Raw genomic sequence first — 16,915 nt, forward strand, 5'->3', positions numbered from 1 at the left:
TCGCAATGGTTTCACGACTACAGAAGCTCGGCGTTGCGTTCGTCGCACTGATGGTCGCACTATCCGGGGGTCCTGCCCTGGCCGGTGCGTCATCGGGCGCGAACGACGACGCCGGAGACATGGGCGACGCCGGAGATGTAGGCGAGTCGAGCGCGACACTCGAGAGCGTGCAAGTCGAGACGCTCGAACTCGATAACGTCACCGTCGAGAACGCGACGATCGAGGAGCTGAACGTCGAGGAGTTCGACGCGAACGTGTCGGCGCTGCAGGAGGAACTGGACGGAAACCAGACGAACGCCTCCGAAGACGGTAACGTGACCGGCGAAGCGAACCTCACTGACATCCAGTTCGAACAGCTCGAGCTCGAGGACGTCGAACTCGAGGAGTTCGAGGAGATGAACGAGTCGGCGAACGACTCGGCGAACGACTCGGCGATGAACGAGAGCGAGGACAACGAGTCCGACGGTCTCGGCATCTCCAGCGAGGAAGATAACGAGTCCGACACCGCTGCGGCGGTCCAGGAAGACGAGGACGACGGCATCGGTCTCGACGACAACGAGACCGAAGACAACGCGACGGAAGATAACGCGACCGAAAACGAATCCGCCGGTCAGAGTCTGATCAACGAAAGCACCGAGGAGGTCACGATCCAGAACCTGACCATCGAGACGATGGACGTCGGCGAGCTGACCGTTGAGGAGCTGAACGTCGGCGAAGACGCCGGGATGAACGCGTCCGCGAACGACTCGGCGATGAACGAGAGCGAGGACAACGAGTCCGACGGTCTCGGCATCCTCGGCGACGACGAGGAGAACAACACGTCCGAGACGGGCGCAGCGATCCAGGAAGACGAGGACGACGGCATCGGTCTCGACGACAACGAGACGGAAGACAACGCGACCGAGGATAACGAGAGCGAAAACGCGACGCAAGAGTTCGAGAACGTCACGATCGAACACTTTGACGTCGACGAGATCACGATCGAATCGATGAACGTCACCTCCGTCGAGGAAGCCGACGGCGGGATGAACGCGTCCGCGAACGACTCGGCGATGAACGAGAGCGAGGGTGAAACCATCTCCAACCTCTCCGCGTCCTCGATCACCATCGGTAACTCGACCGTCGACACGCTGACGTTCGGCGACGCGAGCGAACTCGACGAGATCGGGAGCGAGGAGCCCGAAGACAACGTGACGACGAGCGAAGCCAACGAGACGGAAGACAACGTGACCGAGGATAACGCGACGGAAGATAACGCAACTGAGGAAGACAACGAAACGGAATCCGAAAACGACTCCGAGGACGACGGCGGACTGTTTGGCTGATCGGGACGAACGCCGCGCGATCGATTCCGTTCCGATTACCCTACAATTGCGCTTTTTTTCGGCCCCCACTGATCGCGAGTGGAGACACCGCCCGCCGTCGATAGCGAACGGGCTGTGCTCGTCATCGGAGCACACACTGGCGACGACGGTCGCGAGCAACCGGTCTCGCCGATTGGAGTCGACGGCGGAACCGCTATCGGGTCGGGAATGAACGGCCGATTAGCGACTCTCAGTCGCTTCAAACACGGGGTTTCTCCGCGATAACTCTGTAACAGTCGCCTCGTTTTAGCCGGAAACCGACGGTACGTCCGACTGCAATGGCTTCACGAGCGAAACCGTTCGGTGTCGTGTTCGTCGCGTTGGCAGTCACGCTTGCGGGGGGTCCTGCCCTCGCGGGCGCTGCAACGGGGGCGAACGCTGACACCGGAGACATGGGCGATGCGGATACCGCGGCGACACTTGAGAACGTACAGGTTGCGACGCTCGAACTCGAGAACGCAACCGTCGAGAACGCGACCATCGAAGAACTGAACGTCGAACAGTTCGACGCCGCACAGGAGGACCTCGAGCAACTCAACGAGTCGATCGAACGATCCGGCGAGGGTGAAAACGAGAGCGGGAACGACACCGGCGCCGAGAACGACACTGCGAACGACAGCGGTGTGACCATCTCCAACGTCGAGCTCGAGCAACTTGCGCTCGAGAACGTCTCGTTGACGGAACTCCAGTTCGACGGCGAGCCGGTGGGAAGCACCGAGGCGAACGCGTCTGGCGGAAACGAAAGCGGCGAGAACGCCACCGGCGGGCAGCAAGCGTTGATTAGTGAAAACGCTAGTTCGCTTGCCGTCCAGAACCTGACTATCGAGACGATGAACGTCCAGCAGATGACGATCGATACCATCGAAACCGAGCAGGACGGCGGAATCCTCAGTCAGATCGGCGACTTCATCGGCGGTATCTTCGGTGGCGGCGACGGCGGGGGTTCGGCGAACGACACCGCCAACGAGTCGACCGGCGAGGAGATAGAGCAGCTCACCATCGAGCAGTTCGACGTCGAGGCCGTCTCGGTCGATACGATGTCGATCCAATCTATCGAGGAGGCTGGCTCGGACGGGAACCAGACCGAGGGCAACGAGTCCGGGATGAACGACTCCGCGGATAACGCGACGGCCGGTAACGAAACCGGCGCGACGATCTCCGAGGCCTCCGCGACGTCGATCTCGATCGAGACGCTGGAGGCCAATACCGTCACTCTCGAGGACGCGAGCGACCTCGAGGCCGCCGTCCAGGCGAGCGGTACCGCGAACGAAACTGCCGCGAACGAGACCGGTAACGAGACGGGCGCTAACGAGACTGGCTGAGACAACGGGAACGAGACGTAGTAGCGTCGTCGATGCGGTTTCGAATCGGTCGGCGCGACCACGAGCGCGGTCGGTCCGATCACGGGCGACGGTCGAGCGATCGACCACCCGTTCTGTAGATCGATTTTTGCGACAGCATCGTCGGCAACCGACCGTCCTCGAGGCTACGCTTCCGCGTCGAACAACTGGTGGTACGAGACGGCGAGGACGGTCCGCCCGTCGCGGATCTCGCCCTCGCGGACGGCCTCGAGCAGATCCTCGAACGCCGTCGGCGCCACACGAATGCTCTCGTTGTGATCGAGTTGCTGTTCGGCGGTCGGCCGACAGCCGCGGGCGACGAAGACGTGCAAGACGGCGTCGGCGATTCCGTTGGCCGGTTCGACGGTCACCAGTTGCTCGAAGCTCTCGGCCTCGTGGCCGGTCTCCTCGGCCAATTCGCGTCGGGCGGCGGCCTCGAGGTCGTCGTCGTCGGGTTCGGTGCCACCGACGGGGAGCCCGCGGCTGACGCGGTCGACGGCCTGGCGCCACTCCTCGATGCAGACGACGTCTCCGTCGGGGGTGAACGGGAGGATGCAGACGCTGGCGGGTTCCGAGAGGTAGTCGAACTCGGTTTCGGTGCCGTCGGGCAGTCGAACGCGTTCGTTAACGACGTCGAAGCCCGGACAAGTGTAGGCTATTTGGCGATCGCGGGTCTCCCAGGCGAGTGGATCCGTCGGCATACCGGGCCGTACGGCCGTGGCTCCCAAAAACGCCCCGTCACGGAAGGCGGACCGAATCCGGCCGGTGATAGCGGTCGTTACTGTGTCTATGTCCGACGTTCCGCCGTGACAGCCGTCCGTACTCGCTCTATAACAAAGTCACAGATGAGAGAAGGTCGTCACTCAGAGGGTGATCCATGGATCAGCTAACTGGTTTCCAACGTGACTTGCTGTACGTGATCGCAGGGAAGGATCGGCCGTCCGGTCAGGAGATACTCGACGACATCAACACATACATCGATCAGCCGGTCACCCACGGCCGGCTGTATCCCAACCTCGACACGCTCGTCGAGAAGGAACTCGTCGAGAAGGGGCAACTCGACCGGCGAACGAACTACTACGCGCTGACGCCGAAGGGGCGACGAGCCCTCCGGCGTCGCCAGGAGTGGGTCGACCAGTACGTCGACGTCTAACCGCTCCTGAGCGCCTTTCATCTCGACACGCCGTCGCGGCCGTCCGTAGCGGATCAACCGTTACCGAGTAGCCGTCGCAGCCGGTTCGCCGTCGTTATCTCCGTTACCGAGCGGCCTCGAGGTCGACAACCGTCTCCAGATCCGCGCTGAGCCACGCCGTCAGCATCGCCTCGGGCGGTTCGTCCCGCGGCACGAGCGTACAGCGATCGCTGTCGGCGCTGTAGCGGACGACGACCGCCTCGAGACGGACGTCCCGTCCGGGGCCGTCTCGAGGGTCGTCGGTATCGGTCGTCCGCGCGCCGGCCGTGTCGGATTCCGTCCGTGGGTCGGGTATCTCGTCCATGATCATCCGAAGCGTCAGTGACGCAACACCGTCTATAGGAGCGGCACGGGCAAAACGACATTTGCTAGAAAACAGTCACGAACGACCGGTTGGCGACGCGTTTCCGGGTGCAGCGATCGACGGCGAAAAACGGGACGAACGGCTGCCGAGGACGGCCGAAACTCCCGCGCAAAACGGATCGAACGGCGGTGAGTGCTCCGGATCTCAGTAGTCGCCTGTGGCGGACTCGTTCTCAGCGTGCCCGTCCGTCTGGTTCATCGCATCGTCGGTCGACTCGTTCGCTTCCGTCGTGTCGTCGGCCGTCACGCTCTCGTTTTCGCTACTCGAGTCGTCGTCGGCCGCCGTCTCGCTGCCCGGTTCGCCGTCGACGGCGGCGAGCACGCTGAACGAGCGGTCCTCGTCGTCCGTCTCGTCGGGCATCGATCCCACCTGCTCGGCCGTTACCGTCTCGTCGTCCAGCTCCGCGAGGTAGCCGATGGCGAAGGCTGTGTACGCCGTGTCCGCCTCGAGGTCGAGTTCGACGCTGACGACGGGGTCGGGTTGGGAGATGACGTCGACTTCGCCGACCGTCTCGCCGTCGGTCTCGTTGCCGCTGGCGCTCTCGTTGCCGGTTCCGGACGTCTCCTCGCCCATCTCGGCGCTCTCGCCGGCCGGGAAGAGCTCGAGCGTCTGGCTCCCGGGCTCTACCGGAACGTAGCCGGACGGCTCGGTGAAGGCGACGTCTTCGAAGACCAGCGCACCGGTCTCTCCCTCGGCGATGTCGACCGCCGGGGCGTCCGGGACCGCGTGCACGACTCGGAGCGGGGCCGTCCCCTCTTCGACGTCGTTCGACGGGGAATCGACGAGCAGCAGGACGTCGAACGTGCCCGCGTCGGTCTCGCTCTCGATGTCGCCCATCTCGCCGGTCCCGTCCGTCTCGTTGGCGAGCGCGCTGCCGCCGTCGGAGACGTTCCCCGTCTCGTTGCTGGCGGTGTCGTTGGCTGCGTCGTACGCGGAGACGTCCATGTCGTCTCCCGCGGCGGCGGCGGACCCGCCCTGGAGTTCGCCGAGAGCGGCGGCCGTGTAGAACTCTGAGTCGACGGCGATAGTTCCCTCGTAGACGGGCTGGTCGTCACCGGCGGCCGTGATCGCGATCGAGTACGTGCCCGGAACGATCTCGAGATACGGCGAGAGGTCCCCGTAGCCGACGTCCGAGAGGATCTGCTGATCGTCGACGTAGACGTCGACGTTCGGGGCATCCGGCGAGAAGTGGCCGACACGGATCGCGCCGAGCTCCTCGTCGTCGGCCGTCGTTTCGTCTGCCTCCCGTTCGTCGTCTTCGTGTTCGTTGATGGCCAAAGCGGTTCCAGTGATTGCCGATCCGGTACCGACGACACCGATCGCCTTGATCGTCGAACGTCGTGATAGTGTCATACTACGTCGATAAGGGGGGCGCGAAACGGGCAAAAACAGCGCAGTCAGTTTACCTGATTGTCGTCTCGTTTACTCGAGACGGGTCGTTGTAGACGGCCCGTAACGAGCGAAAGCAGTGCCTACAGCGAAGTAGCAGAACCGAACAGCAGATCGCTTACCGATCTCCGCTCAGCGACACCGTCGAGAGATCCGCCTCGAGGTCCTCGACGTGTTCGTTGAACGACTCGACGAACGCGGCTACGTCGTCGGCGAGCCGACGGACCTCGGTCGCCGGCGGGGGGCCGTACTGCGAGATGAGGTAGACGCCGTCCGACCCGCCGACGCGCAGGTAGCTCGCGGTGTCGCCGTCGAACTTGAGCTCCCAGCGACTGCCGTTTGCCGTCGTCGCGTAGGTGCCGTACTCGCCCTCGTAACGGTGGAGTTCGCTCGCCATCGCGTTCCCGACGTCGCGGATCCGCTCGAGAATCCGATCGCGTTCGGCGACCAATTCGGCCGTCGATTCGATCTCGGGAAACTCGTCCGGAACGTCCGCGAGCAGCCCCTCAAATGAGCGGACGTACTCGTTGTACGCGGCGACGAACGCCCCGTAGTCGGCCATCGCCGTCTCGAGCGCCTCGGGTTCGGGCGGCTGTTTGCTCGAGACGACATAGGTCTCCTCGCCCGATTTCGGCTCGAACCGGAGGTACTGGACGTCGCCGGCCTCGTACTTGATCGTCCACGTTCCCGTGTCGGTCTGGAACGTCTGTTGGCCGTAGTCGCCGCCCTGGAAGACGGCGAGTTCCCGCGCGATTTCGCCGGCGTGGGTCCGGACGCGGGCCGCCAGTTCGTCGCGCCGCTCGGCGACGTTTTCCATCCCCTCGACGTCCGTCTCGAGTCCCTCGGTCATCAGTCGTGAGAGGGACCGAATCCAGATACCAGTTGCGTCTCCGCTCGGTTCGGCCGTCGGACGGCCGCGGCGATCCGATCGGCGACCGGCGACCGGCGTTCCGAACCTACTCGGTCTCGCCGTACTCGGACGCGAGCGTCTCCAGTCCCACGACCTCGAGGTTGCCTTCGGCGACGAGCGCGTCGAGGTACATCACCGTTTCCTCGAAGCGGTCGACCGTGTCGCCCGCCCGTCGGGCTCCGTGTTCGACCCGTTCCACCCCAATTCCGCGCAGCCGGCCAGCGCGACCCCCGTTGTGGTCGCCGTCGCGAGAGACGTCCGCCGTCTCATACGACCAGTATGTGGTCGACGCGGGATTGTTATGATCGAAATAGCACGACCGGTCGGCGCCCGGCGTGTCCCGTCCGGGTTCCGTTCTCAGCTCTCGTCCTCGCTCTCGTTCGTCGTCCCGCCGGTTTCGTTGGCGGTATCGTTCTCCCCGCCGTCGCTCTCGTTCGTCATCTCGCCGGTCTCGTTTTCCGTTTCGTTGGCGGTATCGTTCCCTTCCCCGTCGACCAGACCCTCGTCTTCGTCTCTCTCTTGTCCGTTCCCCGTTCCCTCTTCGGCGGCCGGTTCGTCGTCCTCGTCGCCGCCACCGCTCGGGCCGCCACAGCCGGCGACCAGCGCCGTCGCCGCCGTCGCACCCGTTACCCGCAACAGCCGCCGTCGCGTCCGTTGCTGTGGACTCATACCACGTGCAAGTATTCCCCGTCCGATAAGTTCTGAGCCGACACTCGCGTGTGTCGGACCCTCGACGGCGAGGGCGAACGGTGACGGATCGACTCGAGGAGTTAGGGAGATGAGCCGACCGCCGGAGTCGGCTGCGCCGCAGCCCGTGGCGTTACCAGGTGCGTCGACGAGGGGAGCCCCCACCGGCGTCGAACCGCTCGACCCGAGGCCCGGGCTCGAAGAAGTCCCCGCGGTCGTCGTAGGTGACCCAGCCCTCGAGGACCATCGTTTCCAGCACGTCCCGGACGAGCTCCGGATCGTAGCCCTCGATCTCGCGGGGCCGGAGCGGGAGTCCCCGGCAGATCATCCACTCGAGGGCGTCGTTCCAGATCGCGTCGCGCTCGGGATTGCGCGCGTACATGTGTTAGCTGCGGATTCCCGACGGCAGCTATCAATCTTCTGCCCGTTCCGAGCGTGGATCGACGCGAGCGTGCCTCTCAATGTAGGCAGTAGGCAAAAGCCGAACGCGAGCAAATCGCCGCCCGTGACAGCAATCCCTGACGCCTTCTACGACCTGTTCGAGAAGCAAACGTTCGCGCACGTCGCGACGCTGACCGAGGACACCGATCCCCACGTCACGCCGGTCTGGATCGACTACGACGCCGACGACGACCGACTTTTGGTCAACACCGAACGCGGTCGCCGCAAGGAGCGCAACGTCCGCGAGGACCCGTCGGTCGGCGTCAGCATGGTCGATCCCGAGAACCCCTACCGGCGACTCTCGATCATCGGCGAGGTCGAGGAGATCACGACCGAGGGTGCTCGAGAGCACATCGACGAACTCGCGCAGCGATACACGGGCGAAGACGAGTACGGGGCGCCCATTGAAACCGAGCGGGTTATTCTGCGGATCCGCGCCGACGACGTCGTCGACGCACAGGACGCGAGCTGATCCCGCCAGGGTATCTCCGACGTCGAATCCGTCACCGTCACGCGTCGTCGGTTTCGGTCTCCGGTTCGCCGTCAGGCGAATCGGCCGGCGGCGTCTCATCGGCGGCCGACGGTTCCGAATACTGGCGCCGAGTCTGCTGGTTGAGCAGTTCCACCTCGTGGCTGCGCTCGGCGTGGCGGTTGAAAAACGTCTGGGCGTCCTCGAGCCCCTCGATGAGTCGTTCCGTGTCGCAGGTGTGACAGACGCACCGGTACAGATCCTCACTCATCGATCAACGCTCGTGAGGAGATAGTGGTGACTATCGGCCGGACGTGACCAGCGACGGTCTCAGGGCGGGGTCGAGTGGCATTCATGGGTAGTCAGGTTGCGCCGCGCCGGTCGGGAAACGATTCTCGCTCTCGTCGCAATCGGTGCTTCTGATCAAGGTAGATGTGTGTGGACGGTAGCTGTATCCGGTTCGGTACGACAGTCATTGTCCACGACTTGTTCGGCAATACAAAAAGCCCGTCCCTAACCTATTTGGAAGAAAAGGAGGTACTTATTCTAGTTTGGATTTTCGAAGTTATTCGGGGAGCATTCATTCTCGGAAGTCGCCGGGTCGCTGTTCTTCGCCGACATCCCCGGTGAAGAAGTCGACGGGACGACTCCGCGTCTTCCGCAACAGCCGTTCCCGTTCGATCGTCAGCGGGAGGTCGTCCAGACGACTCGTGATCTCGTTTACCTCTTCGGTGTTATTCGCGACCGCCAGCGCCTGAATGTTCTCCCGCGCACTCAGCATCTCGTCGACCTTGACGATCTGGGGAAGTTCGAGCGCCCGCTCGGCGACCTCCTGGCGGTCGTCGGTCGCGGCCGTACAGGAAAACTGGAGGCGGATCGGAAACCCAGCCTTCTCGTAGTCGATGATCGGCACGTAGCCCTCGATGATTCCGTCGTCCTCGAGCTGTTCGATCCGGTTGCGGATCGTCGTGTCTGTCACCGGCAGCTGTTCGGCCATATCGACCGGCGTGGTCGCTCGAGCATTCTGTTGGAGAAGATGAAGGATTCCGTAATCGATCTCGTCGAGTCCGTCGGCAGCCATACTCAGGGTATCCGAGCAGTCGCTAAAGGGTCTTCGGGTCTCGAAGCGGGTAAGCGGGGCGTACGCACGCACCAGAGTGAATCCGCGTGCCAGTCAGTGACGCGTCACAGACAAAGCCGGAACCGGAGACGCGTCGCGCCGATTACGCGTCGTCGCGGTCGTCCGTACACTTCGTATCGGTGTCGGCCTTCTCCGTGTCGACCGCCTCGCCCTCGTAGGTGACGGTCACGGACGTCTTCCGGTCGTCGAGCACGGTCACCCAGAACGAGTTCGACCCCTCGGCGTCGACGTAGCACTTGCCGCCCTGCTTGTCGCCGTTAACGGTCCAGCCGAGCTTCACGGCCTCCGTGCCGTGATTGCGGACGCAGAACTTGGCTTCCGTCGTCTTCTCGACGCCGCCGTTACCGCCGTCGACGGCGCCGTTCTCGGCGTTCCGCTTTCGCGTCCGGTAACAGACCGCCTCGAGGTCGATCTTGTCCGCCATCGTCGACTCCCGGCACGCCGCCGTGTCGACGCTGACCGACTCGATCCGCTTCCCGTCGTAATAGAGTTCGACCGCCGAATCCATCGAGAGGGCGGCGGCCCGGAACGACTCGACGCCGCCCTTCGGGACCGTGACCGTCCCGTAGAGCTTGTCGAGGTCGAACTCCGCGTCCTCGAGGTCGACGCCCTTCTCCTCGGCGAGTCTCTCGAGGTCGATCGTCTGCTTGCCCAGATCGAGCGTCGTGCCGTTAAGTTCGATCCGCTTCCCCTCGAGACGCTCGAGATCGTCGGCATCGACGTTCATCCCCTGGGATCGGGCGTAGGCCTCGAGCGCGGCCGTATCGTTCTCCCCGAAGTCGTCCTGATCTAGCTCCTCGAGGGCAGCCATATCGAGGTCGCCGAGCTCGAGCCCGTCGACGTCGACCTTCCAGCTGAGCGTCGCTTCCGCCGAGCGCTCGTTCCGGACGCGGACCGTCGCCTCGCCACCCTCGTGGCAGACGACCTCGAGGTCGAGGCCGGCTTTCGTCGCCGCCTCGTCGTCCTGATCGTCGTCTTTTTTGTCGTCGTCGCCGGCTGCCCGTTTCTTCCCGTCGGTCTTTTTCTCAGCCGTCTCGTCGCCGTCGAAGACGCCCGAAACGCCGATGGCGGTCCCGCTGAGGGCCGTCCCCACAGCGCCGATTCCGAGCAGACTCTGTCGCCGTGAAAGTAGATCGTCCTCTGACATCGTTGAACTCCCGCAACCCGACGGTCGCGGCTACCGAACACTCGCAGAGAGTCGACTATTGTTATAGCGCGACTGTAGTGTCGAGCGCGCGACGGCTCTCGACGATCGTTTTCGGACGCTGAGCGCGCCGTCGATCGGGTTGTATTCGACCGCGTGTCCCGGAAGAAATCGGTTGCTATCGTCCGTAACGTCCACATTCAATTTCGAACCGCTAGTAGGGGAACCGCTCCCCTGCAGCATCCCGGTCGTGACAACCGAACGCCGCGTCGCCTATTGGCAGCCCCTACTCGCCGGCGGGCAAGTGGTCCGCCGCTGTAGCGAGCGGTTTTCAGTCGCCCCGCCGACGCCGTGTGTGCAGGGCGGGCGATTAATGACGGCGCCGTGGACGGGACGTTCATGGCGACCACAGCCGAGTTGCTCGTCGACTGTCTCGAGGCGGAAGGCGTCGAGCGCGTCTTCGGCGTGCCGGGCGAAGAGATCGAGGATCTGTTGTTCGCGCTGCGCGAGTCGTCAATCCGCTTTCACCCGACGCGCCACGAACAGGGGGCGGCGTTCATGGCCGACGTCCACGGGCGGCTGACCGGCGAGGCCGGCGTCTGCCTGTCGACGCTCGGCCCCGGCGCGACGAACCTCATGACCGGCGTCGCCGACGCTCAACTGGACAAGAGCCCGGTCGTCGCCATCACCGGCCAGGGGGGCCGCGAACGACTGCACAAGGAAAGCCACCAGGCGCTGGACGTCGTCGACGTCTTCGAGCCGATCGTCGCCTGGAACACCCGGATCGGCGAGCCCGAAATCGCGCCCGAGTCGGTCCGCAAGGCGTTCAAACTCGCCGAGTACGAGAAGCCCGGCGCGACCCACCTCGAGTTCCCCGAGGACGTCGCCGTCGAGGAGATCGACGCGACGCCGATCGAGACGCGCGACCCCGTGCGCCGACCGGACCCGGACGATCAGTCGGCCGCGCGAGCGGCGCGGCTGCTCGAGGAAGCCGAGCGACCGATCCTCCTGGCGGGCAACGGCGCCGTGCGGACGCGCGCGTCCCAGACCATTCGGTCGCTGGTCGACCGCATCGGGATTCCCGTCGTCGAAACCTACATGGGAAAGGGGGCGATCTCGGACCGCGAGGCGGCCTCGCTGATGACGCTCGACTCGGGGCCCGACGAGGAGGCCGCGCTGGCGATCGACCGCGCCGATTGCGTGATCGCGGTCGGCTACGACATCGCCGAGCACGATCCGGCGGGCTGGAACCCCGACCTCGAGAAGACCATCGTCCACGTCGACTACGAACCCGCGGAGGTCTACCGCCACTACAACCCCGACGTGGAGATCGTCGCCGACGTCGGCGCCGCGCTGGCGGCCATCGACGAGCGCCTGTCTGACGCGGCCTGTTCGCTGTGGTGTGACGACCTCCACGAGCAGTTGCTCGAGTCGGTGACCGAGCCGCCGGCCGACGACGATCCGATCACCGTCCGGAACTGCCTGCCGCTGTTGCGCGAGGCCATGGCCGATTCGGACGTGCTCGTCTCCGACGTCGGCAGCCACAAGATGGCAATCGCCCAGTCGTTCCCGACCTACGAGCCCAACACGTGCGTGATCTCGAACGGGCTGGCCAGCATGGGAATCGCCGTTCCCGGCGCGCTTGCGGCCGATCTGACGACGGACGCGAACGTGGTGGCCGGGACCGGCGACGGCGGGTTCATGATGAACGCGGCGGAACTCGAGACCGCCTCGAGACTGGGCTGTCGCTTTACGACGGTCGTGTTCAACGACGACGACTACGGCCTGATTTCCGAGAAACAGGAGGGCCACCGGGGCGAGCACACCGGGACCGAACTGTCGAATCCGGATCTGGTGACGTTCGCGGAGAGCTTCGGCATCGAGGCGTATCGGCCGGAGGGATGGGACGAGGTGGAGGCGGCGTTTAGCGAAGCCGTGCCGTCGGACGAGTTGGCGTTGATCGAGATCGAACTCGAATGAGGACAGGTGGCGCACCGTTACCGACCCCGTCGAACAGCCGCAGTTTTGATCGTCTAGAATATAATTAAATTGGACACTAGCAGAAATAAAACTGAACAGAGTTTTTATTATTCGGCGAGTAAATATTTGGAGTGTAATGTCCGACGAGATTAGTTCAACTGAGTTAAACAGGCGAAGTGTTCTAAAAACGACCGGTGCGATCGGTGCGGCCGGGCTCGGACTCTCGCTCGGTACCGGTTCCGTCGCCGCCGTCGAACCTGGCGACGCGAGCGAGTGGACGGCGGAACACGCGTCGAATATCGAACGCACGGACGCGACCACTGCACCGGTAATCGACGACGGAGCGGAGCCGATTTCGGACGACTACTGGATCTGGGACACGTGGCCGCTCCGACATCGCGACGGTTCGATCGCGAAGATCGACGGCTGGCAGATCGTCTTCTCTCTCACGGCGTCGAAAGACCTCGTGCCTGGCGCTCGCCACAACGAGGCGACCATCCGCTATTTCTATTCCCGGAACGGCCACAGTTGGCAGGAAGGGGGTACGGCCTTCGAGAACCCGCTCGGCCATCACCAGTGGGCCGGCTCTGCGATGTACGACGAGAGCGAGGACCAGATCTACCACTTCTATACGGCCACCAGCCCGGAGCCGGAGTTCCGACAGCGACTCGCACTCGCCAAGGGGGCCTCGTTCGAAACGGGGCCGCGCGGGGTCGAACTGACCGGTGCGCAAGAGCACACCATCATCGGTGCGGCCGACGGCGAGCTTTACCAGACGCTGGAACAATCCCGGGAGCAAGGCATCGTCTACGCGTTCCGTGACCCGTGGTACTTCGAGCATCCCGAGACCGGCGAGGATTTCGTCGTGTTCGAGGGGAACACGCCCACAGGAGGCGATAGCCCGGATGATCCGCAAAGCTACAACGGGAACGTTGGCGTAATGCGAGCGACCAACGACGAACTCACCGAGTGGGAGCTCCTCCCGCCGAACCTCGAGGCGATCGAGGTCAACCAGCAACTGGAGCGACCACACTATGTGTTCAACGACGGGAAGTGGTACCTGTTCGTCCTCAGCCACGAGTTCACGTTCGCGCCCGGCCTCCAGGGTCCCGACGCGCTGTACGGGTTCGTGAGCGATTCGCTCTACGGTGACTACGAACCGCTCAACGGCAGCGGTCTCGTCGTCGCGAACCCCGAGTCGGCGCCCTTCCAAGCGTACTCGTGGCTGGCGATGCCCCACGGGAACGACGTGCTGGTCGAAAGCTTCGAGAACTTCCGCGGGCTCGACGACACGTCGCGTGGCGAGATCAGCCTCGACGAGGTCGGCCACCTCCCCCCGGAGGAACAGAAGGACCTGTTCGGCGGCACGCTCGCGCCGAGCCTGAAGGTGCAACTCCAGGGTAGCGAGACGCGCGTCGTGAACGAACTCAAGGACGGTCACTTCCTCCCCTCGGGTAACTAACGACCCAGGGACCCCCGATCGTCGTCAAGTCGGCGATGCCGCCCTCGCGTTGCAGAATTGAATCGCGTGTTGAAAGGTATCCACTGCTTCGGTCACGGGGTTCGTTATTCGCCGTCTCGGTACACTACTGCGCCACGCTTCGCTCCCCGTGTTGCGGTGTGGGAGAAGTGGGCCAGCGCAGATTCGAAATGATATCAGGGTCATGTTTTCTCACCAACGTCATCTCTCTATATCGACTTTTAGCGGGTACAGCCAGTTGGTCGGCCGGATCCGGGCGAGAGGGAATCGCGTGATCGGCATCGTCAGACCTCTAATATCTTACAGCTATATCTGAAATTTATTCGTATATATTATTTCGCCATTATATTTATATACCTATTTACATAATCTTCGATCGATGTCTGGTAAAAAACTCACCGGCAGGCGGACCGTCCTGAAAACGATCCCCGCGACGATCGCTGGTGTCGGAGTCGTTGGTGCCATCTCGGGGAGTGCCCAGGCTGACGATAACATCACCACGCTCGGCCAGAACGACGATCAACTCGGCGATAACGCGTACATCGAACTCAGCGTCTCGGGCCCCTCGTCGACCTCCGTACAGACCAACACCATGGGTATCGCCTGGGCGATGAACCACGACTACGGAATCTACGGGCACTTCAAGAACACCACCCTCGAGTTCGACATCAAGGAATCGTGGAACCCGGCCGATAGCACGATCGACTGGGTCGAGGGCTACTCCCAGGGGACGGGCGGAATCACGGCGGAACACGTCGATTACGCCCTCGACACGCTGTGGGCCGCGTCGCCGATTCCCACACCGAGCCCGTTCGACGTCACGCGAGATTCAGGCCTCGACATCGACCGTCCGGGGAGCAGTTTCACTCACGACCTCGGCGGCTGGGACGACAAGATCTCGGAAGACGCGACGGGCGGTGCACATTTCAACGTCTCGCTCGGGACGGACGGATCACTGGAGGACGGCCTCTACAGCTTCGAAGCGACGCTGTCGACCGACGTCTACCGCCAGTCCGGCTTCTCGAGCGGCAAGGTCGGCGAACTCGAGGCGAAAACGTCCTGCGCGCTCGTCGTAGACACGTAAGCCGATCACTTGCCGAGCCATCCCGTCTATCCAGCAATACTCTCCCTCGAGTGAGGCCGTCCGTTCAGGCTCCTCACTCACTTCTGACTGACGGCCAATCGTCCTTCTTCGGACCCGCATTGCGCCGACACCGACAGCCGTTGCTCAGGGTGATTCTCCATGCATTACAGACCGCTTGCTGTCGCTCGAGGTTGTGAAATGCGGGAGAAGTGGGCCGGCGCAGATTCGAACTGCGGTTACGGCCACCCGAAGGCCGAAGGATACCAAGCTACCCCACCGGCCCGCATTTGTGAGTGAGAGTCCCCGATTGTTTAACGCTTCCGAAAGTGTCTATCGCTTCGCTCGGTAGCGATTCGCACACTCGAGCCTGCGACACCGACCGCCATTAGAACCGCTCGTAGCCCTCGGTGTCCAGATAGTGGTGCGCGACGGTGATCGCCTGATCGGCGTGCAACAGCTCCGGACCCAGCCGCAGGCGCCGATCGACGGCGTCCTCGAGCACTTGTTCCTCCGCGTCGGTGAAGTCCCGGTGGTCTGACAGCACGAACACGGGGTCCTCGAGGCCGTCGACGCCGACATCGACCACAGCGTCGCCGTCCTCGTGTAGCTGCACCACGGTCCCGTCGGCGACTTCCGCGAGCGTTTCCTCGAACCCGCGCCGGTACACTTCGATGCCGGGACTCGGCTCGGCCGGGAGGGCGCCGATGGCCTCGTCGCGGTGCTCGAGGGCGGTCCGCACCAGCGCCGCGGTGCTTCGCTCGTCGGGATTGAGCCGGCGGAGTTCGCTCCCGTCGAAGGTGATCGTGAGCTCGTCCTGGACGACGAGGTGCGTCCGGACGTCCTCGCGGATCCCGTGGGAGGTGACGAACGAGGCGGTGATCGATCGACAGAGCGCGTCGAGGCGGCCGGCCCCGCCCGCGAGGTCGTCCAGCGAGAAGTCGGGGTCGGTCGGGACGTCGTGGCCGATGCAGACGAACTGGCGCATACCGGTACGCGGCGGGCCGCGGGGATAGCCGCCACGGTTCGCCGCGACCGGTCGCCGTCGACCGCTCGTTTCGGATCGAGAGCACAGCCGTCGCATCTGTAGCCTCCGAATACCGACGATCCACGCCGCCGTCGTGCGGTGTCACTCCCGTCGTAACACTGCATAGGCATGGCCAACCGTTTCCCTCTTCTCGGGAGAGCTATGGTACATATGGCGAAATCACAGTCGTCAGCGACCGACGGCGAAGATCCGCAGTTGATCGCGATCCTCGAGGGGAGACCGTGTCCGTACTGCTCGGACGGCGAACTCGAGCGCGGACGCTACAAGGACAAACAGGCGGCGGTCTGCGACAGCTGCGATACGCCCCACGCCCAGCTGTGGCAGCCGGGCGAGTAAGCGATCAACGCGTCCGCGAGAGCCTGCGAACGATTCGGATGCCTGCACTATTTTTGCCGAGTCACGCGACGCACGGACGGTCGACGACCGCGCAAATGCATCGAACAGCCGGTACCGAAGTCGTCCCGATGGCCGGCACTTCGGTCCGTCACCGCGATCGCGATCCGGAGTAATCGTGGCCGACGATCAGCGCGAGGGCGTGGATCGCGAGGAGGCTGACGACCAGCGAGAGGGAGCCGGCGGAGTCGACACCGGAGAGAAAGACCGGCAGGTAGGCGACCGGCAGCAGGGTGCCGATCCAGAACCCGGCGGCGGTGACGGAGTTTCCGAGGTGCATCATCGGGACCTAGCGCATCGATTCGAGCGAGACGAACCCGTCGTCGTAGGCGACGATCCAGGCGGCGTCCAGTTTCTCGTCGCTCGCCTCCCGCGGGAAGATCGCACACTCGTCGGGAGCGTCGTCGTTCTCGATCGTGACGTGATCGAGGTCGGTCAGCGGTGCGTCGGTCGGACGGGCGGTGTCAGCGTCGGGAGTCATACGTGACAGGC

At 63.8% G+C, this 16,915-nt stretch carries 21 protein-coding genes and 1 tRNA gene; 8 read left to right on the forward strand and 14 right to left on the reverse strand.

Features of this window, described 5'->3' with window-relative positions; genetic code table 11:
* Positions 1-5 precede the first annotated feature (5 nt).
* A complete protein-coding gene (locus EH209_RS09965) occupies positions 6-1,325 on the forward strand; it encodes a hypothetical protein (protein WP_164722030.1) in 1,320 nt (439 codons plus the stop codon).
* Between the two features lie 317 nt (positions 1,326-1,642).
* Positions 1,643-2,686 carry a hypothetical protein gene (locus tag EH209_RS09970; RefSeq protein ID WP_126662770.1) on the forward strand — a complete coding sequence of 348 codons (1,044 nt, stop codon included), beginning with the start codon at positions 1,643-1,645 and terminating at the stop codon, positions 2,684-2,686.
* A gap of 164 nt (positions 2,687-2,850) precedes the next feature.
* Here EH209_RS09970 and EH209_RS09975 read toward each other — a convergent pair whose 3' ends face one another.
* Positions 2,851-3,405 carry an NUDIX hydrolase gene (locus EH209_RS09975; protein WP_126662771.1) on the reverse strand — a complete coding sequence of 185 codons (555 nt, stop codon included), beginning with the start codon at positions 3,403-3,405 and terminating at the stop codon, positions 2,851-2,853.
* 176 nt (positions 3,406-3,581) lie between these two features.
* Between EH209_RS09975 and EH209_RS09980 the strand changes: the two genes are divergently transcribed.
* Positions 3,582-3,857 carry a PadR family transcriptional regulator gene (locus tag EH209_RS09980; protein ID WP_008896107.1) on the forward strand — a complete coding sequence of 92 codons (276 nt, stop codon included), beginning with the start codon at positions 3,582-3,584 and terminating at the stop codon, positions 3,855-3,857.
* A 103-nt stretch (positions 3,858-3,960) separates the two neighbouring features.
* Here EH209_RS09980 and EH209_RS09985 read toward each other — a convergent pair whose 3' ends face one another.
* The 6 genes from EH209_RS09985 to EH209_RS10005 form a co-directional block, all read right to left on the reverse strand.
* On the reverse strand, positions 3,961-4,200 hold the full coding sequence (locus tag EH209_RS09985) for a DUF7511 domain-containing protein (RefSeq protein ID WP_126662772.1): 240 nt from the start codon (positions 4,198-4,200) through the stop codon (positions 3,961-3,963).
* Between the two features lie 204 nt (positions 4,201-4,404).
* A complete protein-coding gene (locus EH209_RS09990) occupies positions 4,405-5,613 on the reverse strand; it encodes a DUF4397 domain-containing protein (RefSeq protein ID WP_126662773.1) in 1,209 nt (402 codons plus the stop codon).
* Positions 5,614-5,767: 154 nt separating this feature from the next.
* Positions 5,768-6,499 (reverse strand): hypothetical protein, encoded by a 732-nt coding sequence (locus tag EH209_RS09995; protein WP_126662774.1) that lies wholly within the window; start codon positions 6,497-6,499, stop codon positions 5,768-5,770.
* A gap of 106 nt (positions 6,500-6,605) precedes the next feature.
* The gene (locus EH209_RS24010; protein ID WP_164722022.1) at positions 6,606-6,758 is read right to left on the reverse strand and encodes a hypothetical protein; all 153 of its coding nucleotides are present in this window, start codon (positions 6,756-6,758) and stop codon (positions 6,606-6,608) included.
* Positions 6,759-6,916: 158 nt separating this feature from the next.
* The gene (locus tag EH209_RS10000) at positions 6,917-7,228 is read right to left on the reverse strand and encodes a hypothetical protein (RefSeq protein WP_126662775.1); all 312 of its coding nucleotides are present in this window, start codon (positions 7,226-7,228) and stop codon (positions 6,917-6,919) included.
* Between the two features lie 151 nt (positions 7,229-7,379).
* On the reverse strand, positions 7,380-7,628 hold the full coding sequence (locus EH209_RS10005) for a hypothetical protein (protein WP_126662776.1): 249 nt from the start codon (positions 7,626-7,628) through the stop codon (positions 7,380-7,382).
* A gap of 123 nt (positions 7,629-7,751) precedes the next feature.
* On the opposite strand from EH209_RS10005, the gene EH209_RS10010 reads away from it, so the two are divergent.
* Positions 7,752-8,159 carry a PPOX class F420-dependent oxidoreductase gene (locus EH209_RS10010; RefSeq protein ID WP_126662777.1) on the forward strand — a complete coding sequence of 136 codons (408 nt, stop codon included), beginning with the start codon at positions 7,752-7,754 and terminating at the stop codon, positions 8,157-8,159.
* Positions 8,160-8,196: 37 nt separating this feature from the next.
* Here EH209_RS10010 and EH209_RS10015 read toward each other — a convergent pair whose 3' ends face one another.
* The 3 genes from EH209_RS10015 to EH209_RS10025 form a co-directional block, all read right to left on the reverse strand.
* On the reverse strand, positions 8,197-8,427 hold the full coding sequence (locus tag EH209_RS10015; RefSeq protein ID WP_126662778.1) for a hypothetical protein: 231 nt from the start codon (positions 8,425-8,427) through the stop codon (positions 8,197-8,199).
* Positions 8,428-8,736: 309 nt separating this feature from the next.
* Positions 8,737-9,237, reverse strand: coding sequence for an Lrp/AsnC family transcriptional regulator (locus EH209_RS10020; RefSeq protein ID WP_126662779.1), 501 nt, complete (start codon positions 9,235-9,237; stop codon positions 8,737-8,739).
* Positions 9,238-9,379: 142 nt separating this feature from the next.
* A complete protein-coding gene (locus EH209_RS10025) occupies positions 9,380-10,444 on the reverse strand; it encodes a hypothetical protein (protein ID WP_126662780.1) in 1,065 nt (354 codons plus the stop codon).
* A 396-nt stretch (positions 10,445-10,840) separates the two neighbouring features.
* Here EH209_RS10025 and EH209_RS10030 point away from each other — a divergent pair, with 396 nt between their 5' ends.
* The 3 genes from EH209_RS10030 (at position 10,841) to EH209_RS10040 (ending at position 14,985) form a co-directional block, all read left to right on the forward strand.
* A complete protein-coding gene (locus EH209_RS10030; protein WP_126662781.1) occupies positions 10,841-12,421 on the forward strand; it encodes an acetolactate synthase large subunit in 1,581 nt (526 codons plus the stop codon).
* Positions 12,422-12,557: 136 nt separating this feature from the next.
* The gene (locus EH209_RS10035) at positions 12,558-13,883 is read left to right on the forward strand and encodes a glycoside hydrolase family 68 protein (RefSeq protein ID WP_126662782.1); all 1,326 of its coding nucleotides are present in this window, start codon (positions 12,558-12,560) and stop codon (positions 13,881-13,883) included.
* Positions 13,884-14,280: 397 nt separating this feature from the next.
* Positions 14,281-14,985, forward strand: a complete 705-nt coding sequence (locus EH209_RS10040; protein ID WP_126662783.1) for a hypothetical protein — start codon at positions 14,281-14,283, stop codon at positions 14,983-14,985.
* 210 nt (positions 14,986-15,195) lie between these two features.
* Here EH209_RS10040 and EH209_RS10045 read toward each other — a convergent pair.
* Together EH209_RS10045 and trmY are read right to left on the reverse strand one after the other, a co-directional pair.
* A tRNA-Pro gene (locus EH209_RS10045) sits at positions 15,196-15,268 on the reverse strand.
* Positions 15,269-15,370: 102 nt separating this feature from the next.
* A complete protein-coding gene (trmY, locus tag EH209_RS10050; RefSeq protein WP_126662784.1) occupies positions 15,371-15,970 on the reverse strand; it encodes a tRNA (pseudouridine(54)-N(1))-methyltransferase TrmY in 600 nt (199 codons plus the stop codon).
* A 210-nt stretch (positions 15,971-16,180) separates the two neighbouring features.
* Between trmY and EH209_RS10055 the strand changes: the two genes are divergently transcribed.
* A complete protein-coding gene (locus EH209_RS10055) occupies positions 16,181-16,366 on the forward strand; it encodes an HVO_A0556 family zinc finger protein (RefSeq protein WP_008896121.1) in 186 nt (61 codons plus the stop codon).
* Positions 16,367-16,514: 148 nt separating this feature from the next.
* Here the strand turns inward: EH209_RS10055 and EH209_RS10060 are convergent, their stop codons facing one another.
* The gene (locus EH209_RS10060; protein ID WP_126663571.1) at positions 16,515-16,703 is read right to left on the reverse strand and encodes a hypothetical protein; all 189 of its coding nucleotides are present in this window, start codon (positions 16,701-16,703) and stop codon (positions 16,515-16,517) included.
* A 9-nt stretch (positions 16,704-16,712) separates the two neighbouring features.
* Positions 16,713-16,904 (reverse strand): DUF7511 domain-containing protein, encoded by a 192-nt coding sequence (locus EH209_RS10065; RefSeq protein WP_008896123.1) that lies wholly within the window; start codon positions 16,902-16,904, stop codon positions 16,713-16,715.
* Between the last annotated feature and the right edge of the window lie 11 nt (positions 16,905-16,915).

Origin of the sequence: Haloterrigena salifodinae (assembly GCF_003977755.1) — an archaeon.
Classification (GTDB): Archaea; Halobacteriota; Halobacteria; order Halobacteriales; family Natrialbaceae; genus Haloterrigena; species Haloterrigena salifodinae.

What these genes read in the sequence shown, in the direction of transcription:
- EH209_RS09965 (WP_164722030.1), top strand. Translation starts at nt 6, where the DNA reads ATGGTTTCACGACTACAGAAGCTCGGCGTTGCGTTCGTCGCACTGATG.
- EH209_RS09970 (WP_126662770.1), top strand. Translation starts at nt 1,643, where the DNA reads ATGGCTTCACGAGCGAAACCGTTCGGTGTCGTGTTCGTCGCGTTGGCA.
- EH209_RS09975 (WP_126662771.1), bottom strand. Translation starts at nt 3,405, where the DNA reads ATGCCGACGGATCCACTCGCCTGGGAGACCCGCGATCGCCAAATAGCC.
- EH209_RS09980 (WP_008896107.1), top strand. Translation starts at nt 3,582, where the DNA reads ATGGATCAGCTAACTGGTTTCCAACGTGACTTGCTGTACGTGATCGCA.
- EH209_RS09985 (WP_126662772.1), bottom strand. Translation starts at nt 4,200, where the DNA reads ATGGACGAGATACCCGACCCACGGACGGAATCCGACACGGCCGGCGCG.
- EH209_RS09990 (WP_126662773.1), bottom strand. Translation starts at nt 5,613, where the DNA reads ATGACACTATCACGACGTTCGACGATCAAGGCGATCGGTGTCGTCGGT.
- EH209_RS09995 (WP_126662774.1), bottom strand. Translation starts at nt 6,499, where the DNA reads ATGACCGAGGGACTCGAGACGGACGTCGAGGGGATGGAAAACGTCGCC.
- EH209_RS10000 (WP_126662775.1), bottom strand. Translation starts at nt 7,228, where the DNA reads ATGAGTCCACAGCAACGGACGCGACGGCGGCTGTTGCGGGTAACGGGT.
- EH209_RS10005 (WP_126662776.1), bottom strand. Translation starts at nt 7,628, where the DNA reads ATGTACGCGCGCAATCCCGAGCGCGACGCGATCTGGAACGACGCCCTC.
- EH209_RS10015 (WP_126662778.1), bottom strand. Translation starts at nt 8,427, where the DNA reads ATGAGTGAGGATCTGTACCGGTGCGTCTGTCACACCTGCGACACGGAA.
- EH209_RS10020 (WP_126662779.1), bottom strand. Translation starts at nt 9,237, where the DNA reads ATGGCTGCCGACGGACTCGACGAGATCGATTACGGAATCCTTCATCTT.
- EH209_RS10025 (WP_126662780.1), bottom strand. Translation starts at nt 10,444, where the DNA reads ATGTCAGAGGACGATCTACTTTCACGGCGACAGAGTCTGCTCGGAATC.
- EH209_RS10030 (WP_126662781.1), top strand. Translation starts at nt 10,841, where the DNA reads ATGGCGACCACAGCCGAGTTGCTCGTCGACTGTCTCGAGGCGGAAGGC.
- EH209_RS10035 (WP_126662782.1), top strand. Translation starts at nt 12,558, where the DNA reads ATGTCCGACGAGATTAGTTCAACTGAGTTAAACAGGCGAAGTGTTCTA.
- EH209_RS10040 (WP_126662783.1), top strand. Translation starts at nt 14,281, where the DNA reads ATGTCTGGTAAAAAACTCACCGGCAGGCGGACCGTCCTGAAAACGATC.
- trmY (WP_126662784.1), bottom strand. Translation starts at nt 15,970, where the DNA reads ATGCGCCAGTTCGTCTGCATCGGCCACGACGTCCCGACCGACCCCGAC.
- EH209_RS10055 (WP_008896121.1), top strand. Translation starts at nt 16,181, where the DNA reads ATGGCGAAATCACAGTCGTCAGCGACCGACGGCGAAGATCCGCAGTTG.
- EH209_RS10060 (WP_126663571.1), bottom strand. Translation starts at nt 16,703, where the DNA reads ATGCACCTCGGAAACTCCGTCACCGCCGCCGGGTTCTGGATCGGCACC.
- EH209_RS10065 (WP_008896123.1), bottom strand. Translation starts at nt 16,904, where the DNA reads ATGACTCCCGACGCTGACACCGCCCGTCCGACCGACGCACCGCTGACC.